General features: G+C 47.6%; 15 protein-coding genes. 3 read left to right on the top strand and 12 right to left on the bottom strand.

Annotated elements, in window-relative coordinates; translation table 11 throughout:
- Nucleotides 1–857: 857 nt before the first annotated feature.
- The gene (locus ACJJIE_RS05365; RefSeq protein ID WP_444893818.1) at nucleotides 858–1,079 is read left to right on the top strand and encodes a hypothetical protein; all 222 of its coding nucleotides are present in this window, start codon (nucleotides 858–860) and stop codon (nucleotides 1,077–1,079) included.
- A gap of 778 nt (nucleotides 1,080–1,857) precedes the next feature.
- Here the strand turns inward: ACJJIE_RS05365 and ACJJIE_RS05360 are convergent.
- From ACJJIE_RS05360 to ACJJIE_RS05345, 4 genes are all read right to left on the bottom strand, one after another.
- The gene (locus ACJJIE_RS05360) at nucleotides 1,858–2,286 is read right to left on the bottom strand and encodes a hypothetical protein (RefSeq protein WP_444893817.1); all 429 of its coding nucleotides are present in this window, start codon (nucleotides 2,284–2,286) and stop codon (nucleotides 1,858–1,860) included.
- Between the two features lie 90 nt (nucleotides 2,287–2,376).
- Entirely contained in the window at nucleotides 2,377–3,666 is a 1,290-nt protein-coding gene (locus tag ACJJIE_RS05355; RefSeq protein ID WP_444893816.1) for a DSD1 family PLP-dependent enzyme, read from the bottom strand.
- A 41-nt stretch (nucleotides 3,667–3,707) separates the two neighbouring features.
- Nucleotides 3,708–5,102 carry an FAD-linked oxidoreductase, L-gulonolactone oxidase family gene (locus ACJJIE_RS05350; protein ID WP_444893815.1) on the bottom strand — a complete coding sequence of 465 codons (1,395 nt, stop codon included), beginning with the start codon at nucleotides 5,100–5,102 and terminating at the stop codon, nucleotides 3,708–3,710.
- A 5-nt stretch (nucleotides 5,103–5,107) separates the two neighbouring features.
- Nucleotides 5,108–5,494 (bottom strand): c-type cytochrome, encoded by a 387-nt coding sequence (locus tag ACJJIE_RS05345; protein WP_282932724.1) that lies wholly within the window; start codon nucleotides 5,492–5,494, stop codon nucleotides 5,108–5,110.
- An 849-nt stretch (nucleotides 5,495–6,343) separates the two neighbouring features.
- Here ACJJIE_RS05345 and ACJJIE_RS05340 point away from each other — a divergent pair.
- Nucleotides 6,344–7,240 (top strand): aldo/keto reductase, encoded by an 897-nt coding sequence (locus tag ACJJIE_RS05340; RefSeq protein ID WP_444893814.1) that lies wholly within the window; start codon nucleotides 6,344–6,346, stop codon nucleotides 7,238–7,240.
- Nucleotides 7,241–7,371: 131 nt separating this feature from the next.
- On the opposite strand, the gene ACJJIE_RS05335 is transcribed toward ACJJIE_RS05340, so the two are convergent.
- Together ACJJIE_RS05335 and ACJJIE_RS05330 are read right to left on the bottom strand one after the other, a co-directional pair.
- Nucleotides 7,372–8,082, bottom strand: a complete 711-nt coding sequence (locus tag ACJJIE_RS05335; RefSeq protein ID WP_444893813.1) for a hypothetical protein — start codon at nucleotides 8,080–8,082, stop codon at nucleotides 7,372–7,374.
- 841 nt (nucleotides 8,083–8,923) lie between these two features.
- Nucleotides 8,924–9,691 (bottom strand): S1/P1 nuclease, encoded by a 768-nt coding sequence (locus tag ACJJIE_RS05330; RefSeq protein ID WP_444893812.1) that lies wholly within the window; start codon nucleotides 9,689–9,691, stop codon nucleotides 8,924–8,926.
- 291 nt (nucleotides 9,692–9,982) lie between these two features.
- On the opposite strand from ACJJIE_RS05330, the gene ACJJIE_RS05325 reads away from it, so the two are divergent.
- A complete protein-coding gene (locus tag ACJJIE_RS05325) occupies nucleotides 9,983–13,120 on the top strand; it encodes a TonB-dependent receptor (RefSeq protein WP_444893811.1) in 3,138 nt (1,045 codons plus the stop codon).
- A 228-nt stretch (nucleotides 13,121–13,348) separates the two neighbouring features.
- On the opposite strand, the gene ACJJIE_RS05320 is transcribed toward ACJJIE_RS05325, so the two are convergent.
- The 6 genes from ACJJIE_RS05320 to gspK form a co-directional block, all read right to left on the bottom strand.
- Nucleotides 13,349–15,562: a hybrid sensor histidine kinase/response regulator gene (locus ACJJIE_RS05320; protein WP_444893810.1), complete on the bottom strand. Its 2,214-nt coding sequence runs from the start codon at nucleotides 15,560–15,562 to the stop codon at nucleotides 13,349–13,351.
- 46 nt (nucleotides 15,563–15,608) lie between these two features.
- The gene (locus tag ACJJIE_RS05315; RefSeq protein WP_282932717.1) at nucleotides 15,609–15,812 is read right to left on the bottom strand and encodes a DUF2788 domain-containing protein; all 204 of its coding nucleotides are present in this window, start codon (nucleotides 15,810–15,812) and stop codon (nucleotides 15,609–15,611) included.
- A gap of 109 nt (nucleotides 15,813–15,921) precedes the next feature.
- Nucleotides 15,922–16,194, bottom strand: a complete 273-nt coding sequence (locus tag ACJJIE_RS05310) for an acetyltransferase (RefSeq protein WP_282932716.1) — start codon at nucleotides 16,192–16,194, stop codon at nucleotides 15,922–15,924.
- Between the two features lie 181 nt (nucleotides 16,195–16,375).
- Entirely contained in the window at nucleotides 16,376–16,864 is a 489-nt protein-coding gene (locus ACJJIE_RS05305; protein WP_282932715.1) for a type II secretion system protein M, read from the bottom strand.
- A 57-nt stretch (nucleotides 16,865–16,921) separates the two neighbouring features.
- A complete protein-coding gene (gspL, locus tag ACJJIE_RS05300; RefSeq protein ID WP_444893809.1) occupies nucleotides 16,922–18,265 on the bottom strand; it encodes a type II secretion system protein GspL in 1,344 nt (447 codons plus the stop codon).
- Nucleotides 18,266–18,276: 11 nt separating this feature from the next.
- Complete coding sequence (gene gspK, locus ACJJIE_RS05295) at nucleotides 18,277–19,263, bottom strand: type II secretion system minor pseudopilin GspK (protein WP_282932713.1); 987 nt, start codon at nucleotides 19,261–19,263, stop codon at nucleotides 18,277–18,279.
- Nucleotides 19,264–19,269: the final 6 nt, after the last annotated feature.

Here is a 19,269-nt window from a genome sequence, read left to right as displayed (position 1 = left end):
GGTCATAATAAATTTCTCCTTGGGCTATCCCCGAGCAAGAAAATTTAAGAAGCAGTCAAGTTGTAATAATTTGTTACAGAAAAACATTGATTACTGCATCAACCTGTTAGGCAAATAATATTCAATAGAGTGAGCTTGTGGAGCCAAATCAGGGTTTCCATTGATATAGCCTTTGTAAGGTCGCAACCTAAATCGTCATTAATTACCTTTTTGGTCTGACTACTATCATGTTACTTTGAGAGAAAAACAAACATCACTACTACTCTATACAAGTAGGTTCTTTTGGCCAAGCTCACCTGTCACAGCACCAACCTACGTTTTTAGGGTAGAAGACGCCGCATAATTTCGTCAATTCAATATTTTGTAAGTTATAATTTCACCCAGGGGAATTTGTTGTGTGGGCAGCACATTCACGAGCCCACCTGCGGAGTAAGATAGCGTCAATAAAAGTTGAGAACTTAGTTTGATCAGCGTGGGGAAAACCGAAACTTCTCGACATATTGGATAACACGGTAAAGACTAACCCCCCAATATATGCACTGAATTCTGGTTATATCTCTTTGGCAGCAACTTCTTAGTTAAAAATTTACTATTTTTTCTTTTCCTGAATGTACATCTATTCAGTCTGCTAGACCTTTTACTTTAAACCCCACAACTTCATTTTCGCGCCTAAATATGGCATCGTTGCTCTACAATGGCTACGGACACCCTCTTTCCATCCGTTAATCCATTACCGATAGATATTAAGTAGGGTCAGCATTTAATCTTCCACCCTATTATTGGAGGGTAATTGTTGCGCACGGATTTCAGGGAGAAGTTAAAGCCCGCGTGATGTTCTAGCTCAATGGAATTTAAGTATGAAACGGAAACTTAGATCGATAGATCTCAATTTGTTACCAGTATTTGAAGCCATTATGGAGAATGGCCAGCTCGGTAAAGCAGGGGGGGCTCCGGCAATGATTGCTACCTTACAGCGTTTACGATACACCATCAGGGGTGAGCTGTTTATCCGTAAGCGTACAGTTTTCCGCCTACCCCCAGAGCGGAATGACTTCATGCAACTGTCAGCGAAGCGCTAAATCAAATACGGGGAGAAATTTAGGAAAAATTAATTTTTATCCAGAAATAGAGAAGCGAAACTTCAACATCATTGGTGGGGATTATGCGGAAATTATTTTCCTTGGTAATCTACTCTGTCACCTTGAACTATAGCCCCCAATATCACCATGAGAAGTTGGTGGTCTAGAATCAAAGATGAAGTACGTGCGATAGATTTCGCTTTGCATTACCAGCCGGTGGCTTCCAAAGAGTTACAGGCGGAACATGTAGCCTCTAACCGACCTGTAGTTGTCGCCAAGAATGACCATCCCCGGGTTAGACTGAATATCACCAGAGAGCAATTTAACACATGAAAATATATTACGCTTCATCAAAATAAAATGGGGTTAACCCCTATAGAAAATCACATAAGAGAACGTGGGGATAATCAATCTAAAAAGCTGGAGGTTCAAGCAGATCAATTGGGGCGAAAAGTTGCCGTTCGGGTCTCTCACTTTCAGAATATGATTCCGGCAATTTTGAACACCAATTACCTATGTACCATGCCGGAGGGTACGGCCCAACTTTTTGCCCGTCGAAATCCGATACAGACACTTCCTTTCCACTCCCCCATTGCTCCATTGGATATCTATTTGTTCTGGCCAAAAATCTGTAACAATGACATTGTGCACCAATGGTTTCGACAGCAATTAAAAATCTCCACCAACTTTAATAAAGAAACCCTCACAGCTGATTTGGCAAGCTGATCAGAATCAACCACAGCAGGCATTGTGGTCGATTTTCACTAAACCTCTGTAATTATTGAAAAAGGAACCAAAATGCACCCACTAGATTTAGCGACATCATTATAAAGTCCGTGACAAAAATAAAGCGCATCACGCCTTTAACTTGCCATGGCCCTTCACCTTTTCGGTTTTGTAGGGCTACCGGGACATTGTAAATAAATTGTGTTCCGTGAGTGACAGCAAAGGCCAGCAGCAACGTAGCGCGTTGCACATCCGCAGCAAATACTGAGGGGCTAATTAGCAGTAGGATATTGAGGAACGCCAATGAGAGGTTAAAACCACCCAGAAATTTTCCCGATTCTGCCAAGATATTAAACACGGGGGTATCTCTGTTTTCCCTGGGTACCAGCAATTTGGCAAATATATGATTTCGCAAAGAGAAGACATTAAACCCCATTAGAAACCAAATTGTGTTTAACACCAAAACAATTTCAAAGATCATCGGTATCTCCAAGACTTACTAATTGCCCACTGTTTGGGTTGTGTATTATTCAGCCCACTCTGTAGTGGCCCATAATTCAAACTGTGTATTTCAGGCGTTACCTAATACCGGCCAAAGGTCCACAATCTCGCCTTTGCTGTAGACCGCAATATCACCAAACTGCAGGAACACGGACTCACTTTGAGTGGGCCTTAAGAAGACCCACTCGTCTTCATTCAGTAACACTTTTTTGGAGCCATTCAGCATTTCCTGGTTACTGGAGCGGCCATAGATGGGATTGATCGACAAGCCCTTTGGTGATTCAGGCTCCGCCTTCCAATAGCCGCCAGATATAAAGAAGCTTTGCTCCCGATTTGGGTTCAACCAACTAAAGGGTCCGGTGAGCCCTTCTATGCCGGGTATCTGTGTCTGTGACAATTTTTTCAATACCGGACTTGCGATATACGCCGCTGGCAAATGATCAGACAGGGTGGGAATATCAAAGCCCGTCGGTTTAACCAGGCACGAGCCAGCGGCAATCTCGTTACAGGGAGCCCGGCCTGCTCGGGATTTGTACAGTTGGTAGGTGGGGCTACCGGCAGCATTCAAAGTGGCCGCCTTCGGGAATGCACTTCCCAGCTGGATCTTAGCTTGCTCCACCCTGCTTTGGTAAATATCCAACCCCCGAGTGATTGCCTTTTCAGGTCCACCGAGAACACCTGGCATTTTTGCGGCGTGGGCGTCGTAACCCATAAAACCGGAAAATTCCAAATAGGGTTCCCGCTGAATGATACCGAGCATCGCGGAGAGATCTTCCGCACTGGCAATGCCACCCCGGTGTAGGCCTACATCAATCTCGATATTAATTCGAAAGGATTGTTTGAGGGATCGCGCCAGATCGGCGTATTGATTAAGTCTGCGGGGGCTGTCAACCAGCCACTGTAACTGCCGCGTAGGATCAAAATGTTCCGCCCTAGTGCCAGAATAAAAGGCCTTTGCCGCAGTAATCGGGAGAGGTTTACCCAGTAAAATATCACTCGCCGGATAATATTTAACCAGCTGCTGTAAAAATGGCTGCTGGAATACCATGATGCGATTGGTATTTGTTCGCTGAGTAATAGCATCCAGCAGGTTTAGCGAGGGCAAAGATTTAGCCACTACCCGGTAGTCATAGTGACCTTTGAGGTGGCCGGCTAATATATCGGCGTTCTTTTGCAGATTTTCCAGGTCTACGACTAAGGTGGGACCAGAAAAGCCGGCATTATCCAGAGCTTTAGAAACACTGGAGAAGTATTTGCTGTGCCCTCCCTGCCCTTGCGCTTTAGGGCGAAGAACGGCGACACCTGCCACCGCTCCTAACGCGACCCCACCTAGTATTAGCTTTCGTCGCTTGATATCCATTGTGCTTTCCTCTTTGAGGGTTCACTGCTCAGCAGCGTTGCTCAGGTAAAAAGCGTTTTCAGATAGGGGTTTAAGAACTTACCACTGGGGTCTAGCTCTCGGCGAACCTCAAGAAAATCCCGCCACTGAGGATAGAGCTCGGCAAAGTCCGAGCCTTGTAGCTTGTTTAACTTGCCCCAGTGCGGGCGGCCCCCATATTTGCGCATAATGGGCTCAATGGCCTGGAATAGCGGTAGGTGGTCCTCTTCAAAGTAGCGGTGTATGGCGATGGATACGGAATCTTGCTTATAAAACGGGCTCAGCCAGATATCGTCAGCTTTAACGAAACGCACCTCGATAGGGAAGAAAACATCCAGATTATTTTCCTCAATCGTTCGACGTATTTCCGCGAAGGCTTTCAAACCGTCCTCGCGGGGCAAGTGGTACTCCATTTCATTGAAACGTACGTTTCGCTCACTGGCGTAATTCCGCCAGGAGGACTCGACGACAACTTCCCTCTCGATATCTTCCATCGCATTTTGCAGCGCAAACTGACGCAACTTCGGAGACCAACCCAGCCAGTCCCGCACAGATTTCAGGGTCATTACCGCTTCATTAGTATCTTCCCGCTCCGTAGAGAAGATTTCCTCTGTGGTCGGCTGGTGGGAATCAGCCATGCACATCCCAGAAAACGGGATATAGTAAAATTCAAAGTTCCGATTGGCCTCTGCCAGTGCTGGAGCCTGATCTAACACCTCTTCCAGGGGCGCTACCCAAGATTCACGACGCAAACGATAGCTGGGCTGGTTCTGCATACGCACCTTGGTCACCATGCCCAGGCTGCCAAGGGATACTTGCGCTGCCGCGAACACCTCGGGGTTTTGCTCACCATCACACCAAAGCGTATCCCCGCCTGCGGTCACCAGTTCCATACCCGTTGCATAACTGGACATACAACTCAAGCCTGCACCGGTTCCATGGGTCGCGGTTGCCAGGCAACCACCTAAAGTCTGCTCATCGATATCTGGTTGGTTAATCAGAGCTTGACCGATATCCTCTAAAGGTTGGCCAATGTCTGCTACACGGGTGCCAGCATAGATTGTCGCCTGGACCTTGTCAGAATCGTAGCCAGCGACGCCGGTAATGCGACCCAATGAAATAATTGTATCGTCAGTGGGTACCAGTGCAGTGAAGGAGTGACCCGCACCTACCGCCCTGACCGTACCTTGCGCTTCCGCAATTATCGTTTGCAGTGCAGAAATATCTTTGGGTGCCAGACGATGGGCCGGCAGACACTCTTGTGAACCAGACCAGTTCCGCCACCGTACTCCCGCTTTTTTTGTCGGTGGGGCTGCAGCTTGTAATAAGGTGCGTGCAACTGATGAGATAGGCACGGCCGCTAATGATGCGGAGCCGATCGCGATAGAGTTAATAAACTGGCGACGATTGAACCCCATATCCTTTACTCCGCTGTAGCCATAAAGACAATCAACTGTTCAAACTGCTCGGGGGAGCACTCAAAACAAAGGCCTAGTGGCGGCATACCCTGGAACCCATTGATAGCATTTTCCACCAACACATCCATCCCCTTCTCCATACGAGGCTTCCAGTTGGCTAAATCTCCGGTAAGGGGTGCGGCACTGGCGCCAGTGCTGTGACAGCTGCGGCAAGTGCGAGTATATATTTCAGCGATTTCCGGATCAGCGGGCGCAAGAGACAGCGCTCTTTGGGTCAAAAATGCCCGGTTTTTTTCACTATCCTGCGGAGGCTCAGAACATCCTTGAATGACATTTAGTATCAAAACCAGGGACAAGAGCTTAAAGCCCCGGCGCAAAGCTACCAGTTCCATATGCGTACACCCACTACATTATTGTTGTTTATTTCTTTTTAGCTATTGCCAAAGTTATTGTGTACATATCGCTGGCACTATTGTTAATCATGATGGCCGCTAAAACAACTACCTGAACTCACCGGTCTCAATATTTGCTATCACAATTTATTTGCGTACCAATTATAGGATTACAGCAATAGAACCACAGGCCGAGGAAATCTTACGGCTGACATCAACATTTGCGACACCAATAAATGACTTGTCTAAACAACAGATTGGTTTCTGAGTATTAAATGGGGCTACCGATGTTTACCAACATATAACCATAGACAACCAACCGTCGGCCAAGATGGCCACAGAAACAATTAATTCACTCATGGATTGAAAGATTTAAGAAAATCCAGATACATATCAATTGTCCACAATGACAACAGTACTAGTGAAAAACTTAAAATATTCGGAGAAAAAATAGAGCTTTATCTACAGACCGAAAGAACTGAGCACACTATATGTCATGCTTAGAACTTTACTTCCAAATATTGCATATAGAAATGGTTATATTTTTCCGAATCCGGCAGCATTGGATTTGAATAAATAATTATCAGCCAGCCGGTAACTTTTTTATCAGCGCTATCCATGCAGCGCTTCCCTGTTGAAAGATCTTCGCTCAGGAGAAGCGAACAGAAAAAAAGTATTAAGAAAGTGATAAACGATTACTCAGGTTTCGTTAGCTGCTTAATTCAACTGTCAACCTGACATGAGGATGTGGCTATCGGCAATCTGCTCGTCACATTAGTCGTTGAGAATCAGCAGGAACAAGAATACCCTTGCACTTTTCGACCAGGCAGGTATTCAGTGGTTAATAGAGTGCAAGCATCCCCCAACGGGCCGGAACTGTCAGAGCTAATTCAAGGCTACTGGCGTGTGAGTGAATGGAGCCTAAGTCCTCAGGAGCGCCTGACATTCCTGAAACAGCATGTAGACCTTGGAATTACTACCGTCGATCATGCAGATATCTACGGGGACTACTCCTGCGAACAACTGTTCGGCGAGGCGCTAAGGCTTGATCGCTCTATTCGCAATCGCATTGAAATTGTCACCAAATGCAACATTAAGCTGCTCTCTGAAAAGCATCCCGGCAGAAAGGTAAAATACTATGACTCCAGTGCTGATCATATTCGGCACTCGGTCGATAACTCCCTTTCTCGTCTTGGCGTGGAGCATATCGACATTCTGCTTCTTCACCGGCCGGATATGTTGATGGATGCGGATGAAGTCGCTAGCGTATTCACCGAGCTCGAAAAGGCTGGCAAGGTAAAGCACTTCGGCGTTTCCAATTTTACTCCCTATCAATTTGACCTGCTGCAGTCCCGGTTAAGCTCCCCACTGGTAACAAATCAGGTCGAGATCAACCCTGTCAACTTTAGCGTGGCAGAGGATGGAACCCTGGATCAGTTACAGCAATATAGGGTTCACCCCATGGCCTGGTCCTGCCTAGCAGGCGGAGAGATTTTCACTAGGTCAGATACCCAAGCTGAGCGTATACGTGTCACCTTGGACGGTATTAAAGAAGAGGTCGGGGCTGCCAATATTGACCAAGTAATCTATGCCTGGGTACGACGCTTCCCTTCCAAGCCCTTAGCGATTGTGGGCTCAGGAAGTATTGAAAGAGTCAAATCGGCTATTGAAAGCTTAAAACTCAACTTAAGTAGAGAGCAGTGGTACAAAATATGGACTGCCGCTAAAGGTTGCGAAGTTCCATAAAGTAGCGTAACCCTCTAGAGAAGCTTTCGGTTACTCTTCTACACTAGCTGACTTCAGCCCAGATTTTTTGCTACTGGGAATAAGGCGATGCAAATTGTAATTCACTGCATCACCTGTTCCCCTAATTAGCTTTAGCCCTGCTGCCCCATTTGACTTGACCACTGCATTAAGCGGCCTTGAGACATGTTTTTATTTTTTTCATCTCCAGTGTTCATAAATGATGCCAATTCAGTTACGTAATTTCCCTTACGCCAATCGTAAAGGAAACTTGCCAACACGTGAAAAGCCGCATCCGAGCAATTAGAAATAATTTGTAATTGACCGTTATTATTCCCCTCCAAAGAGCTAAGTCTTTCCATCCACTTACCAGGAGCAAATGCATATTGGAATGTCATGCCGGGAATGTCGTTGAGGTGGTTCCCAAATCCTTGGGTGCCTAAAAGTTCCTCTCGTAAAAATTTCCTGAAGTCGTTGTGCTGAGTCTGACTAATTTTAAGACCATAGTATTGCGCTGTTGGATCCGCGTTCATGCCAGTGTCATCACGCCAACGGCCGTCAATAGGCCGCATACTATTATGGCGCCCACCTACTGAACCTGTAAATGCACTCCAAGAACTATTGGGATCCCAACCAACAATCGTATCGATAGCCCCATTGCTACCGGAAATTAGTGCGGTGTGCCCATTCCATGTCCTACCCAGCGAGCTTTCTACTCCTCCATTGCCCTGCCATTGCGCATAAAACCTGGAAAATAGAGAGCCGTACGACCTCAAGCTGGATACAAAACAAATACCAGCAAAGTGCTCCTGGCACGCCCTAGGATTAAAACCTCTTCCACTCATCGATGACATCCTCCATAACGACTGTAAATAACGTCAGCATTAAAGTCTTATTTTGTTTAGCCAAGAATTCTTTCAATTCACACCTAAACCCGATGAATCATTATTTTTATTTCTAAGGGCTAAATACAAACTGATAAATTCACCATGCAACTCAAGATTATTTGATACCAAACAGGTACAAGGGTGTCAACACGAAAGGTGTGTATACAAAGAGAGAAGGTAACACTTCAGGAAGAAATACTACTTAGAGATTACACTGCTTAATAAGCAAAAAAAACTTATCAAAGAGATTAAAAGGTGGATGCGTGACCCCTAAAAACCCACTATTAAAAATTAATCGCTTACCCATCAAAAAATCAAACTATAAGAAGCTATTAAAAAATCACCCTACAATTAATAAAATCGCAGATACATACTAAGAAATTATAATTTTTTAGTTTTCCCTTCAGGCTTAATAGTACTTCCATCTTCGAACCCTAGAAGATTGACTTGCTGAAACTCCTTTAAGATCAGTAGCAACATCAACCTGTGAGTCAGGCAGAAAAAACTTATCAATGTCTTTAAGTACCGGAGTCATCCTAGGCCATACCTACCTTGACCAACCTTATAAAAGAAACAATTCTTGCATTTTTCACCAGACTTTCAGTACAGGTGACTGGAAAACTACCATATCGAGATCGATTGGCCGCTATTTACAAATAAATTCTAAAATAAAACAACAATTCAGGTATATGTGTAACCAGGCTACACAAAATTGGGGGCTAACTTGGCAAATTTTGAAGATCCAAGGCTCTCGGCTCACCACAATCAGACCAAAGGTTGAGGCAAGCCTGGAGTAGAATTATTTACTGACAACATCGATTCCTGGATTACCCAGAGTACCGTTCAGTACAGATGCCAGACGAACCCCACCCTGTTGTAATCGCATTTCAACAGAGTCTTGACAGCGCAGAAAGTACTTTTCACCCAATTGTGCTTCAGTGGTATAGGCCAGCTTGTGGGCCAATTTGTGGGATTCCTGGGCCCAAACTTCAACCGAGGTAGACTGCCAAAGCTGCCTTTCGGACCCGCTAATTTTTTTTACTCGCTCCTGAGCGTAATCTTGCCAATCTAAAACTAAACGGGATACTAAGTGAATATCCCAAAGTGCGTGTAGGTTTGTTTCACTCCCATAAAACTGGACTTGCACATCATTACCACCCTTATCCGAAAGTAATCCGGTATGTAGCGGCTGATGAAGGTCTCCAACAAAGTGGGCAATAAACATTAGTGCTTCTGCTCGCTCTTTCTTGGTGCGCGAGCGATCGGCCAGTACCTTCTGATAATTTTGGATCGCCTTTAATATACACCCTACAGCAGGGCAATCCCGCTCCTCAACATAAGTACTCCAATCTCGCGACAGGTTTATATAGTGGAGTGGCGCAGCCCAGTTGTAAGCCTCGTTAGATCTAATTCGATCAGCCCAAGTTGTGGATTCAGCTAGGTGCGGCTCACCGACTTCATCAAGGAGCAACTCTATTTCGGCAGCTACCTCCGGGTCCAGGTAATGCCATGCAATTTCTCCAACGACCCTGTGGCCATCATCTCCCCAAGCGTATGCCTGTGTCATAGCTGTGAGTCCGAATAGTGCAACTGCTATACAGGCAATTATCAATCGTATGCTCATTGGGCATGTCCGCCAGAGTGAATTTGCTGGGTACTTTAACGCCAGTATGTGACAAGTTCACGGCTGTAATAATTTATTTATATGTGCACTACATAATCGCTTCAGCTCTTAGACAGTACCCAATAAAAATCACATAACAGCCTCCATTGGAACTTGGAACCTAAGTTGCAAGAGCAAAACTCGATAATTACTTGGGCCACTTGAGTTGGCAATTCTTTAGACCAGGAAAACGCTATGAAACCTTCTCTGTTCCCGCGCGTATTACTATCTGCGGCGATTATTTCTGTTGCTAGTACGGCGCAGGTATCTCAGGCACAGGAAACTGCAGCCGGCATTCGCGGCTCTATTTCCGCAAGCAACGGTCAAGCAATTACCAATGCGACTGTAACAGTGGTTCACACCCCCTCCAATAGCCGCCGTGAAGTAGAAGTCAGCGACGCGGGGCAATTTAACCTGAGTGGCCTGCGAGTGGGTGGCCCCTACACCGTCACCATCGATTCCGAGGAAGGCCAGCGAGTTATTGAAGATATCTACCTCTCCGTTGGTGATATCCTCCCTCTGAGCCTAACCCTCGGCACTAGCAACCTGGAAGAAGTAACCGTATTGGGACAAGCGCTCAGCACCTCCCGCTTAGCTGTAGGTCCATCTTCGCACTTTAACAGTGGCGACCTTGCCAGCGCCCCTTCCATTAATCGCGATATCAAGGATGTGCTACGTCTCGATCCGCGAGTTTATGTGGATGAAGCCAATGTTGATGCTATCCAGTGCGCCGGCGCCAACCCTCGCTTCAATAGCCTTACGGTTGATGGCGTACGCATGAATGACAACTTCGGCCTAAATAGCAATGGCTACCCCACTGAACGTATGCCGTTCTCGTATGATGCTATCGATCATGTCGCCGTCGAACTGGCGCCGTTCGATGTTCAGTACGGAGGTTTCAGCGCTTGTAATATCAACGCAGTGACCAAGTCCGGCACCAATGAGTGGCATGGTTCATTTTTCTACGACTACACCGATGATGGTTTTCGTGGTGATTCCCTGGAGGGTGACGATATCGATGTGGCCAGCTTTGATGAGAAGCGCTACAACGCAACTCTCGGTGGAGCCATTATCGAAGATAAACTCTTTTTCTTTGCTGCCTATGAAAAGCTGGAAGGCGTTGCCACTTTTGACCGAGGACCTGCAGGCAGCAGCTCTGCCACCGAAGTACAAGGGGTTTCCCAAGAGCAGCTCAATGAGATTATTCGTATTTCCAATGAAGTCTATGGCTACAATCCGGGCGGCCTACCCACCAGCATGCCAGAAGAAGACGAAAAGCTGTTGGTGAAACTTGATTGGAATATCTCTGACGATCACCGAGCTGCGTTTACTTACAACTACAACGACGGCTTTTCCATAGCCGAGGCCGACAATGACCCCGATGAGCTGGAACTATCCAACCACTATTACGAGCGCGGAGCCGAATTAAACTCCTATGTTGCACAGCTTTTCTCCGATTGGAGTGACATATTCTCTACAGAGGTGAAGATTGGCTACTCCGATTTGGACAATCGCCAAAACTCCCTGGGTGGAACTGACTTCGGTGAAGTACAAATCACCACTTATAATGACCACGATAACGATGGCAGCGATTCCCGTGCAACGGTTTACTTGGGAGCAGATGACTCACGTCATGCGAACAAATTGAGTTATGAAAACCTTACTTTTAAGCTCGCAGGTAAACTGCTGCTGGGTGAACACAATTTAACTGCAGGCTACGAGCACGAAAATTTCGATGTTTACAACCTGTTTATCCAGGAAGCTGCCGGCGAATACCGTTTCGATAGCATCGAAGATTTTGAAGCCGGGATTGCCAACCGGGTAACCTATGAAAATGCAGCCGGCACCAACAATATATTGGATGCCGCCGCTGAATTTAGTTACAGCATCGATACACTCTACGCCCAGGATGAATATACCTTCGCAAATCTGGACCTGACAGTGGTTGCGGGACTGCGTTATGACCGCTACAGCAGTGATGACAAGCCAGTAGCTAACGCAGACATAACCTCTACTTATGGCTTTTCCAACCAGCACAATATGAATGGTCTGGACCTGCTACAGCCTCGCCTGGGCCTAAGCTGGAACCTTGACGATAACCTGGAGTTACACGGTGGTATCGGCCTTTACTCCGGTGGGAATCCCAATGTATGGATTTCCAATAACTACTCAAATAATGGTGTTCTGCAAATCGAAGCCCAAGATAGAAGCGGCACCCCCCTATTTGATATGGATTGGACCAATAACGGCGATCCGATCTATGAAATCCCACAAGACCTCTATGATATGGTCGCAAATAGTGATGGTTCTGTAGGTGGGGTCAACCTGATGGATCCGGATTTTGAACTGCCATCCATCTGGAAGTATGCAATCGGCGGTAGCTACGAATTTGAATCCGGTTATTTAGCATCTATAGACTATTTGTACAGCGATTATCAAGATGCCGCAATTATTCAAGATATCTCTCTTGAGCAAGTTGACTCGACTGCTGATGGGCGCCCGATTTACGGCAGTGCCAATGGTCGCAGCGAAGACTTCATGCTGACCAATGTGGATGGCGATTCCGGTTATTCCAGCGTACTTTCTCTCGGCCTCAGCAAGTCTTTTGATTTTGGCCTGAGTATTGCCCTTGGCTATGCCTTCACCGAAGCTGAAGATGTTAACCCCATGACCAGCTCTGTGGCTTACTCCAATTACACCAAAATCGCTACCGCTGATGCACAGAATCCAGGCACTGCAACATCAAACTATGTAGTTCCCCATCGCTTCACTTTGAAGTTGGATTACACCCAAGAGTTTTTCTCAGGCTACGAAACACGATTCACCTTGTTTGGTTCTGCCAATGAAGGCATTCCATACAGCTACACGTTTGGTGATCAGATCTTTGGTGATGCGGGCTGGGGTCGCGGCCTGCTCTACGTACCCTCAGGCGCCGATGATGCCAATGTTGTATTTGCAGATGACTTCGATACTGAGGCCTTCTTCGCCTGGGTTGACTCTGAAGACCTGGATAGCGGGACTAAGGAACGCAATTCACTTAACAGTGATTGGTGGACCAAGTTCGATTTGCGTATCGACCAACAACTACCGGGATGGCGTGCTGAAGACCGGGTTAACGCGTACTTTGTTATTGAAAACCTGGGCAACCTGCTGAATGACGAATGGGGCGTTATGTATGAGGGCGGATTCCCTCGTTACCAGTCAGCGGTAACGGCCAGCATCGACAACCAAGGGCGCTACGTATTTGAGGAATTCCTGGACCCAGCGGGGCAAACCCGAGTGACCGATGCCTCTCTATGGAGTGCTCGTATGGGGATTCGCTACGAGTTCTAACCCATACTTTGTCGAATGCCGCAGCATTTGCTGCGGCCATTCCTATTTCCCCAAACCAAAAACCGTTTCTCGGTGCCGATCATTTCAATAGCGACTGATAATGAGTCTTTGGAATAGCACTTTTCTCAACTTCCAAAGCCATAAGACGCCCACCTTGAGTAAATGGGAAATAAAAAAACCGCACTGAAGTGCGGTTTTCTTATCGAATATCAAAGCAAGATCAGTAAGCTAAGCACTACCCAGCCAACGCGCCAAGGTTTCCCGAAGAAGATCTTTACTCAGTGGCTTGGTCAGAAAATCATCCATTCCTGCTGCCAGGCAACGGCCCTCAAATTGCTCTTCAGTAGTACTGGTTACAGCAACAATAGGCAGGCGATCATCCGGGCGGTGCTCAGACTCCCAGCGACGCAGTATCTCGATAATCTGCGCACTATGATCCGTATTTTGCTGGCAGTCCACTAACACCAAATCATAATGACCTTCAGACAAGCGAACTAAAGCATCATCCGCATCTACCGCTATATCTACCTGGTAACCCAGGGCCTGAAGCATTTCCTCAGTCACCCATTGATGAGGCCTGGACTCCTCCACCAACAACAAAGAGTAGTGACGCGGCTGATCCGCCCCACCGGTAACCACTCTTCGACAGCTTCTCTTCGCACCGCCAAACAGTAATCCCACTAACGCATCGTGCAGTTCTTTACGGGTCACCGGTCGACTCAGATACTGTGCCGATGGTAAGAGTTGCTGCAGGTGAGCAAACTCACTTTTCTGGCCAAAGCCGCCCAGGCATACCAGGCGACTCTCTTTATCACTTGCCTCTTGGGACTCTTCAAAGAAAGGCGTAATGGAATCGAAAAGAGTCGAATCCCCCATTGCCGGTGCCATCATTACCAATTGGTTGCGCTCTACCGCTTGGCGCAACAACTGCTGGACTTCGCACTCGCAACCTTCGCACCAGCGGATGGACTTTACATCCATCCCAAAAGAGCGCAGTACCTGCGCGAGACCAGAAATAAACAGGCCCTTCTGGTGAATTAACAGGACTTCAATATCCTGTAACTTCCTATCCGGTGTGAGGTAGGTTCGCTGGTTTGGCTCGGTGGAATACTTGATCACCACCTGATAGCGGTTGCCGTCTGGGGTTGAATGCAGTTGAAGGTAACCGCCCATTGCTTCGGCTAAGCCTTTAGCAATCGAGAGTCCGAGACCTGTAGTTACCTGGGTGGTATCCATACGGGAGAAGGCACCGAAAAGTTCGCTCTCGTCCGGCAATATCTCACCGCGCCCATCATCCATCAAAGTGATCGAGAGCTGCCCTTCTACCGTGGTGATCGGGTTATAAGATACCTCACCCCACAGCTCGCCTCTTTGGGCAATGCCAGTAGCGGAGTCCACCAGATTGCGAATCAGCTGGGCCGTTTTACGATTATCCCCTGTCACCATCACCGGGAGATTGTCATCAATCTGGAAGTTAAATTCTAACTCCTGGCTGTGGGCAGCTCTCGCTGCAAACTTGAATGATTTTTCCACCGTTTTCACCAGGTTAAAGGGGCCCTGGCGCAAGCGGATATCCTTTCGGGCCACACGGGTAAACAAGCCTACATTATCAACCAGTTTTAGCTGCTGACTACTGGCGGCCTTGGCCAGCTCCACCCATTCGCGTTGTCGCTCGTTTAATGGTTCAGCTTCCAGCAGCGCCAGAGCGCCGAGGGAATCAGATAGCTGACTACGAAATTCCTGGCCGATATTGGCAATAAACTCATTGGTCAGTTCAACTGCAGCTTCAGAGTGTTTGCGGGCTGCAGCCAGGCTACTCGCTCTCTGTTGCAGCTCCTGCATCGCAGACAGACGTTCCCAATAGTTCTCCGATTCGCGACGGCCCTGGTGGGCAGTCAGCCAAATAAAAGCGAGGGTGAGAGTCCCGTAGATGGTCCCCAGGATCATGCCCGAGAACAGTGCCATTAGAGCTGCTGGCAGTAATGAGGTTGCGGTGAACCAGGTCAGGAAACGATGGTAGGGAGAAAATACGGTGGTGACACTGGAGCAAAAGATTACCGAATAGATCCACAGGAAGTGGGTCTCAGGTGCAAACCCCATTAAATAGACAAAGTAAAATAAGGTAATGCCCCACCAGGCTGAGCCGATAATCGAGAACAAAAAGTAACGATTGCGCCAACGATTTGGTCCCGAGCCATACAGGTGGTCGAAGCGAAAAACGTAGTAGCCCCTGATCAGGGTTAGTACTACCAGGCCGATTCCCATTGTTAATAATAGGCGCGGAGCTTCGAGGCGCATGTCGCCAATAGAGGCTGCGATCAGAAATGCAAAAAGGGAGAGCACCATGCCGCGCCGGGTATATTTGGCGATACGCATATCAGTTGCGCGGCAAATACGTCTGTCTTTTTGAACCTTGAGTTCAGGGCGATCAAATATAGACATTGCGACCTTCCCTGAGAGACTGGGTATCCGGTGCCATTGAAGCTCCCTAGCCTATCCCGAGTACTTCAACCAAAACGGTCTTTATTAGAAATCCCAGCAATCCAAGCCCTAGAGCGAGGAACAGAATAAATGTCCCAAATCTACCAGCCTTGGAATCTTTTGCCAGGTTCCAAACAATAAACACCATAAATAGAATTAGTGCACCGATTCCCAACCACAGGGAATACTCTTCAAACTGCTCAAATGTCATGCGTGCATTCGCTTAAAAAATTGGCGCGCATTGTACAGTGCTTGAGGGCAACTGGTAAGTCATTGGCAAAATCTAGTCGACCACCGTACCATTTGGTAAAACTATAAATTCAAGCACCCTGATAGTAGTCGCCATCCTCTGAAGCGTGAGTACCGCAACGAAGCCTGCGAACCTCTTTATCCCGGTAGCGGCTGTCATGCCAGCATCGAGGAAGTGGCTCACCAGAGAGGAAGCATAAGTCAGTTTTATCGAAGACTTCTGGGTCCTGAATCTCTTCACCCCACAAATAACGGCCTACCACAGTCAGCTCGTAGGGATTCGAAAGTGTGACGATATCAGCCACTTCTACCAAATGCTTGGTGGATATGTCTTTAAAAAGCATAGTGGCACCTTTTTCATCATTACTAATCCAGTATAGGGCTAAAGATGACATTTCCGCCTAAAACCACCCTACTTCTGTGGGGATGTACACGATTGGGAGCGCCGATGACGACGTGCGCTTAAGAGGTGGTGGGGAGAGGCAGACCCGAGTTCTATATTCGAGCCTGCCTGTAGGGAGGTTACTAGCCTTCGATCGTCAATCGAGCAGAGACCATACCTTCATCGGCAAGGGCATCCAGATTAATCGTACGAACAGCCATTTTCTCCTGCATTAGGCGATTCAACCAGGGTTGCAAATCCTGATAACGGACTTCTTCAATCCACAATCGAATACGGTTTTCACCCTCAGGCTCAAAGCGCTTAATCACAATCTGGTTTTGTTTGGCCGCACTAGTAACGCGCTGCAGAAGAGTTCCTGAAGCACCACCAGTTCCACCGCCTGCGGGCTTTATTCGCTCCAACGTCGGGCGCTGGCCCTCCATCCAGTTAACCAGCTCACGATTTTCTTCCGCTCGCAAGCGGGACTCATCAAAGAAGCCCTTTGCCGGGGAGTACAGGCCATAAACAATAAAAATTACGGCTCCGAATATACTTAGCAGACCTAAGGCTCTCTGGTCATTGGGCGGAAGTGCCTGCCATTTTTGGCGCCACTGTTCGATCTGTTCTTTCATTATATTGCTACCACCAATCTCTTCTTACGCTTGGCTGCTTTATGTAAACCGCTGGCTCTAACGTAAGCGAATACGGCCTGAAACACCTTTTTTCAACTCGTTCGCACCTAACAGGTCCGCCTTGATCCCACCGCCAGATAGCTTGCTGACAAATGCATCGAGATCAGACAGGTTTTCTGCCTGAAGCTGCAACACCATTTCTCCACGCTGGCCATCAAAACGAAGGGATTGCAATTTTAATGCGCCCCCTTTGTGAGCAATCCAGACTTTACTCAACTGCTGCATCTGGGTAGAGAAAGCACCACCCTGATTACCCGCGCCTTTCAGGAAACCTTCAAGCTGTCGGCGCATCTGGGCAGACGGTCGAGTATTCGGGAACAATTCCGTAAACATCGCCCGGGCCTGGTCTTCAGACTGGTTGCCCTTCCACTGATAAAAAGCACCGGCACCGACGAAAAATAGTAGCTGGATAACAAAACAAGCGGCAGCAACTTTAGCCGGGCGCATCCACCAAACAGCAGCGCTCTTATTACTCGATAACTGATAATCTCCAGTGAGCAAGTTTGTTAGCAGTCCCAGCTTGAACCGCTCAATAAAGACTTCTTCCGCTGAGCGCTGGTTAAGCTGTAAACCATCACCAAACTGGGATTCCAGCTCAGCAATCAGCAATCCATCCTGCTCGCCAGCCCCCAGCAGTACTACCTGTTTGTTATCGATCGGCTCGCCGCTTTCAGAGTCGTCTTCGCTTTCAGATTCATCACCTTCATCAACTAATAGCGAACCAAGGAGAGGTTGTAAAAAATCGCGATTAACAGTTAGACCCTGCCCGGCACCTTTCCAGATATGCGCTTGGCCGCCATCCAGCCACAGGCGAATGTCACCTTCGATCAGGCTAAGTAATTCATACTCCGGCACTACAGCAGCCAGCGGCCACTGGAGCCGCTCCAACTGGGAGTGAAGCGCTTCTATTTTTTCAACATCAATGGCGTATACGCTGCAGAGATCACCAGTGCGGGGGCTGCAGGCAAAGTGCAAGTCCTCGACATCCTGGGCTAAATGCTCCTCAACCATGTAACCAATGGCACTTGCCTGGCGACGAGCTGCCTTAGGTATAGTTTCGAGGCCGCTCCATACCCAGTTACCAGGCACCATCAGTAGCGCTTTGGCTCCCTCAGGAAGGTTGAGCTGAGGGAATTCCGGCTGCTCTTCGACAGCTTCAAATTCGGGATTAAATGCCTGAGCAAATTCTGAATCCAGGGTTACTTGTTGCCATTCACCCTCTTGCCACTGATGCAAACGCAGAGTCAAATCCGCAGTTTCACTCAGCCGCAACAGAACCAAAGACGACTGTGGAGGCGCTACTGGGGCTTCAATCTCATTAATGCTTTTCTTTTTAAACATACAATTTCTAACTATTCGCTCTCTTCAGTGCTTTCGTAGTCGAGTAGCTCCTGCATCATTTGACCAGAAAATGTTCGGCGCTGGCGCTGGCGCACCCGAACCGAACCATCTGTGCTATTCCGAACAAGGGCGGACTCCCAATATTGCCGGTATTCGCCATCTTCCCCGAGTTGGACAGCAATACGCGCCAGAAAGTGCTGGCTTTGATAGGTAAAAGGCCCTGAATTGGCGATGTCATAATCAGCATATTCACTCGAATCGCTGATATAACCACCCGACTCACGAAGTTGCACCAACTTAGAAACACTCGCAGAGGGCTCAATTGCCTCAATTAGCTCCTCAGAGGCAGTGTTGATATTTACCAGGGTTCCCGTTTCCGGGAGAGCACAGAGAAAAGGCACTAACTTCTGCCAATCCTCTAGCTCCATATCCACTACCGAAGACAATTCAGAGATGTCACTGATCATTATGTCCGGTGTTCGATGGGCAAGTTCTCTGCCCAAATAACCATCATCCTCTGTAGCTGAGGTTCTCGGGGTATCACCGTCATCCACCCAATCCGCGATTGAGTTGGCTAGATCGGACTTGCCAGTGACGTTATTCACTAGGCGCTGGAAAATCGCAAACTGATCACTATCGCTGCTATCAGACAAATTATTCACATTGAAACATGAATGTAAGTCCATGATATTCATGCGAATTTTGCCATTGTCAGGATTGAATTGCAGAACTGGGAATGCCCAGGACTCCAGAGAGTGATCTGCAGTCTCCTCCTCTTCTTGATCCTCCTCAAAGTCTTCTAACAGAGCTACCCGCGTCCAGGCTTCCGCAGCTTCAACAAACTCAGCAAGCTGTGTATTGGCCAAAAGTGCACCACTGCGGGAAATCGCAATTTGATCCCGCAATATGGCATGGGTTACCGCCGCGATAGCAATCACCATCACCAGCAGTACAACAATCAGAGCTACGCCCCTTTGACGACCCAACGACTTCGACATATCGCT

It is taken from the genome of Microbulbifer maximicatervae (SeqCode), assembly GCF_052467325.1.
This window is presented reverse-complemented; position numbering and strand designations above follow the sequence as displayed.

Coding starts and splice junctions, on each gene's coding strand:
- ACJJIE_RS05365 (WP_444893818.1), top strand. CDS start 858: ATGAAACGGAAACTTAGATCGATAGATCTCAATTTGTTACCAGTATTT.
- ACJJIE_RS05360 (WP_444893817.1), bottom strand. CDS start 2,286: ATGATCTTTGAAATTGTTTTGGTGTTAAACACAATTTGGTTTCTAATG.
- ACJJIE_RS05355 (WP_444893816.1), bottom strand. CDS start 3,666: ATGGATATCAAGCGACGAAAGCTAATACTAGGTGGGGTCGCGTTAGGA.
- ACJJIE_RS05350 (WP_444893815.1), bottom strand. CDS start 5,102: ATGGGGTTCAATCGTCGCCAGTTTATTAACTCTATCGCGATCGGCTCC.
- ACJJIE_RS05345 (WP_282932724.1), bottom strand. CDS start 5,494: ATGGAACTGGTAGCTTTGCGCCGGGGCTTTAAGCTCTTGTCCCTGGTT.
- ACJJIE_RS05335 (WP_444893813.1), bottom strand. CDS start 8,082: ATGAGTGGAAGAGGTTTTAATCCTAGGGCGTGCCAGGAGCACTTTGCT.
- ACJJIE_RS05330 (WP_444893812.1), bottom strand. CDS start 9,691: ATGACACAGGCATACGCTTGGGGAGATGATGGCCACAGGGTCGTTGGA.
- ACJJIE_RS05325 (WP_444893811.1), top strand. CDS start 9,983: ATGAAACCTTCTCTGTTCCCGCGCGTATTACTATCTGCGGCGATTATT.
- ACJJIE_RS05320 (WP_444893810.1), bottom strand. CDS start 15,562: ATGTCTATATTTGATCGCCCTGAACTCAAGGTTCAAAAAGACAGACGT.
- ACJJIE_RS05315 (WP_282932717.1), bottom strand. CDS start 15,812: ATGACATTTGAGCAGTTTGAAGAGTATTCCCTGTGGTTGGGAATCGGT.
- ACJJIE_RS05310 (WP_282932716.1), bottom strand. CDS start 16,194: ATGCTTTTTAAAGACATATCCACCAAGCATTTGGTAGAAGTGGCTGAT.
- ACJJIE_RS05305 (WP_282932715.1), bottom strand. CDS start 16,864: ATGAAAGAACAGATCGAACAGTGGCGCCAAAAATGGCAGGCACTTCCG.
- gspL (WP_444893809.1), bottom strand. CDS start 18,265: ATGTTTAAAAAGAAAAGCATTAATGAGATTGAAGCCCCAGTAGCGCCT.
- gspK (WP_282932713.1), bottom strand. CDS start 19,263: ATGTCGAAGTCGTTGGGTCGTCAAAGGGGCGTAGCTCTGATTGTTGTA.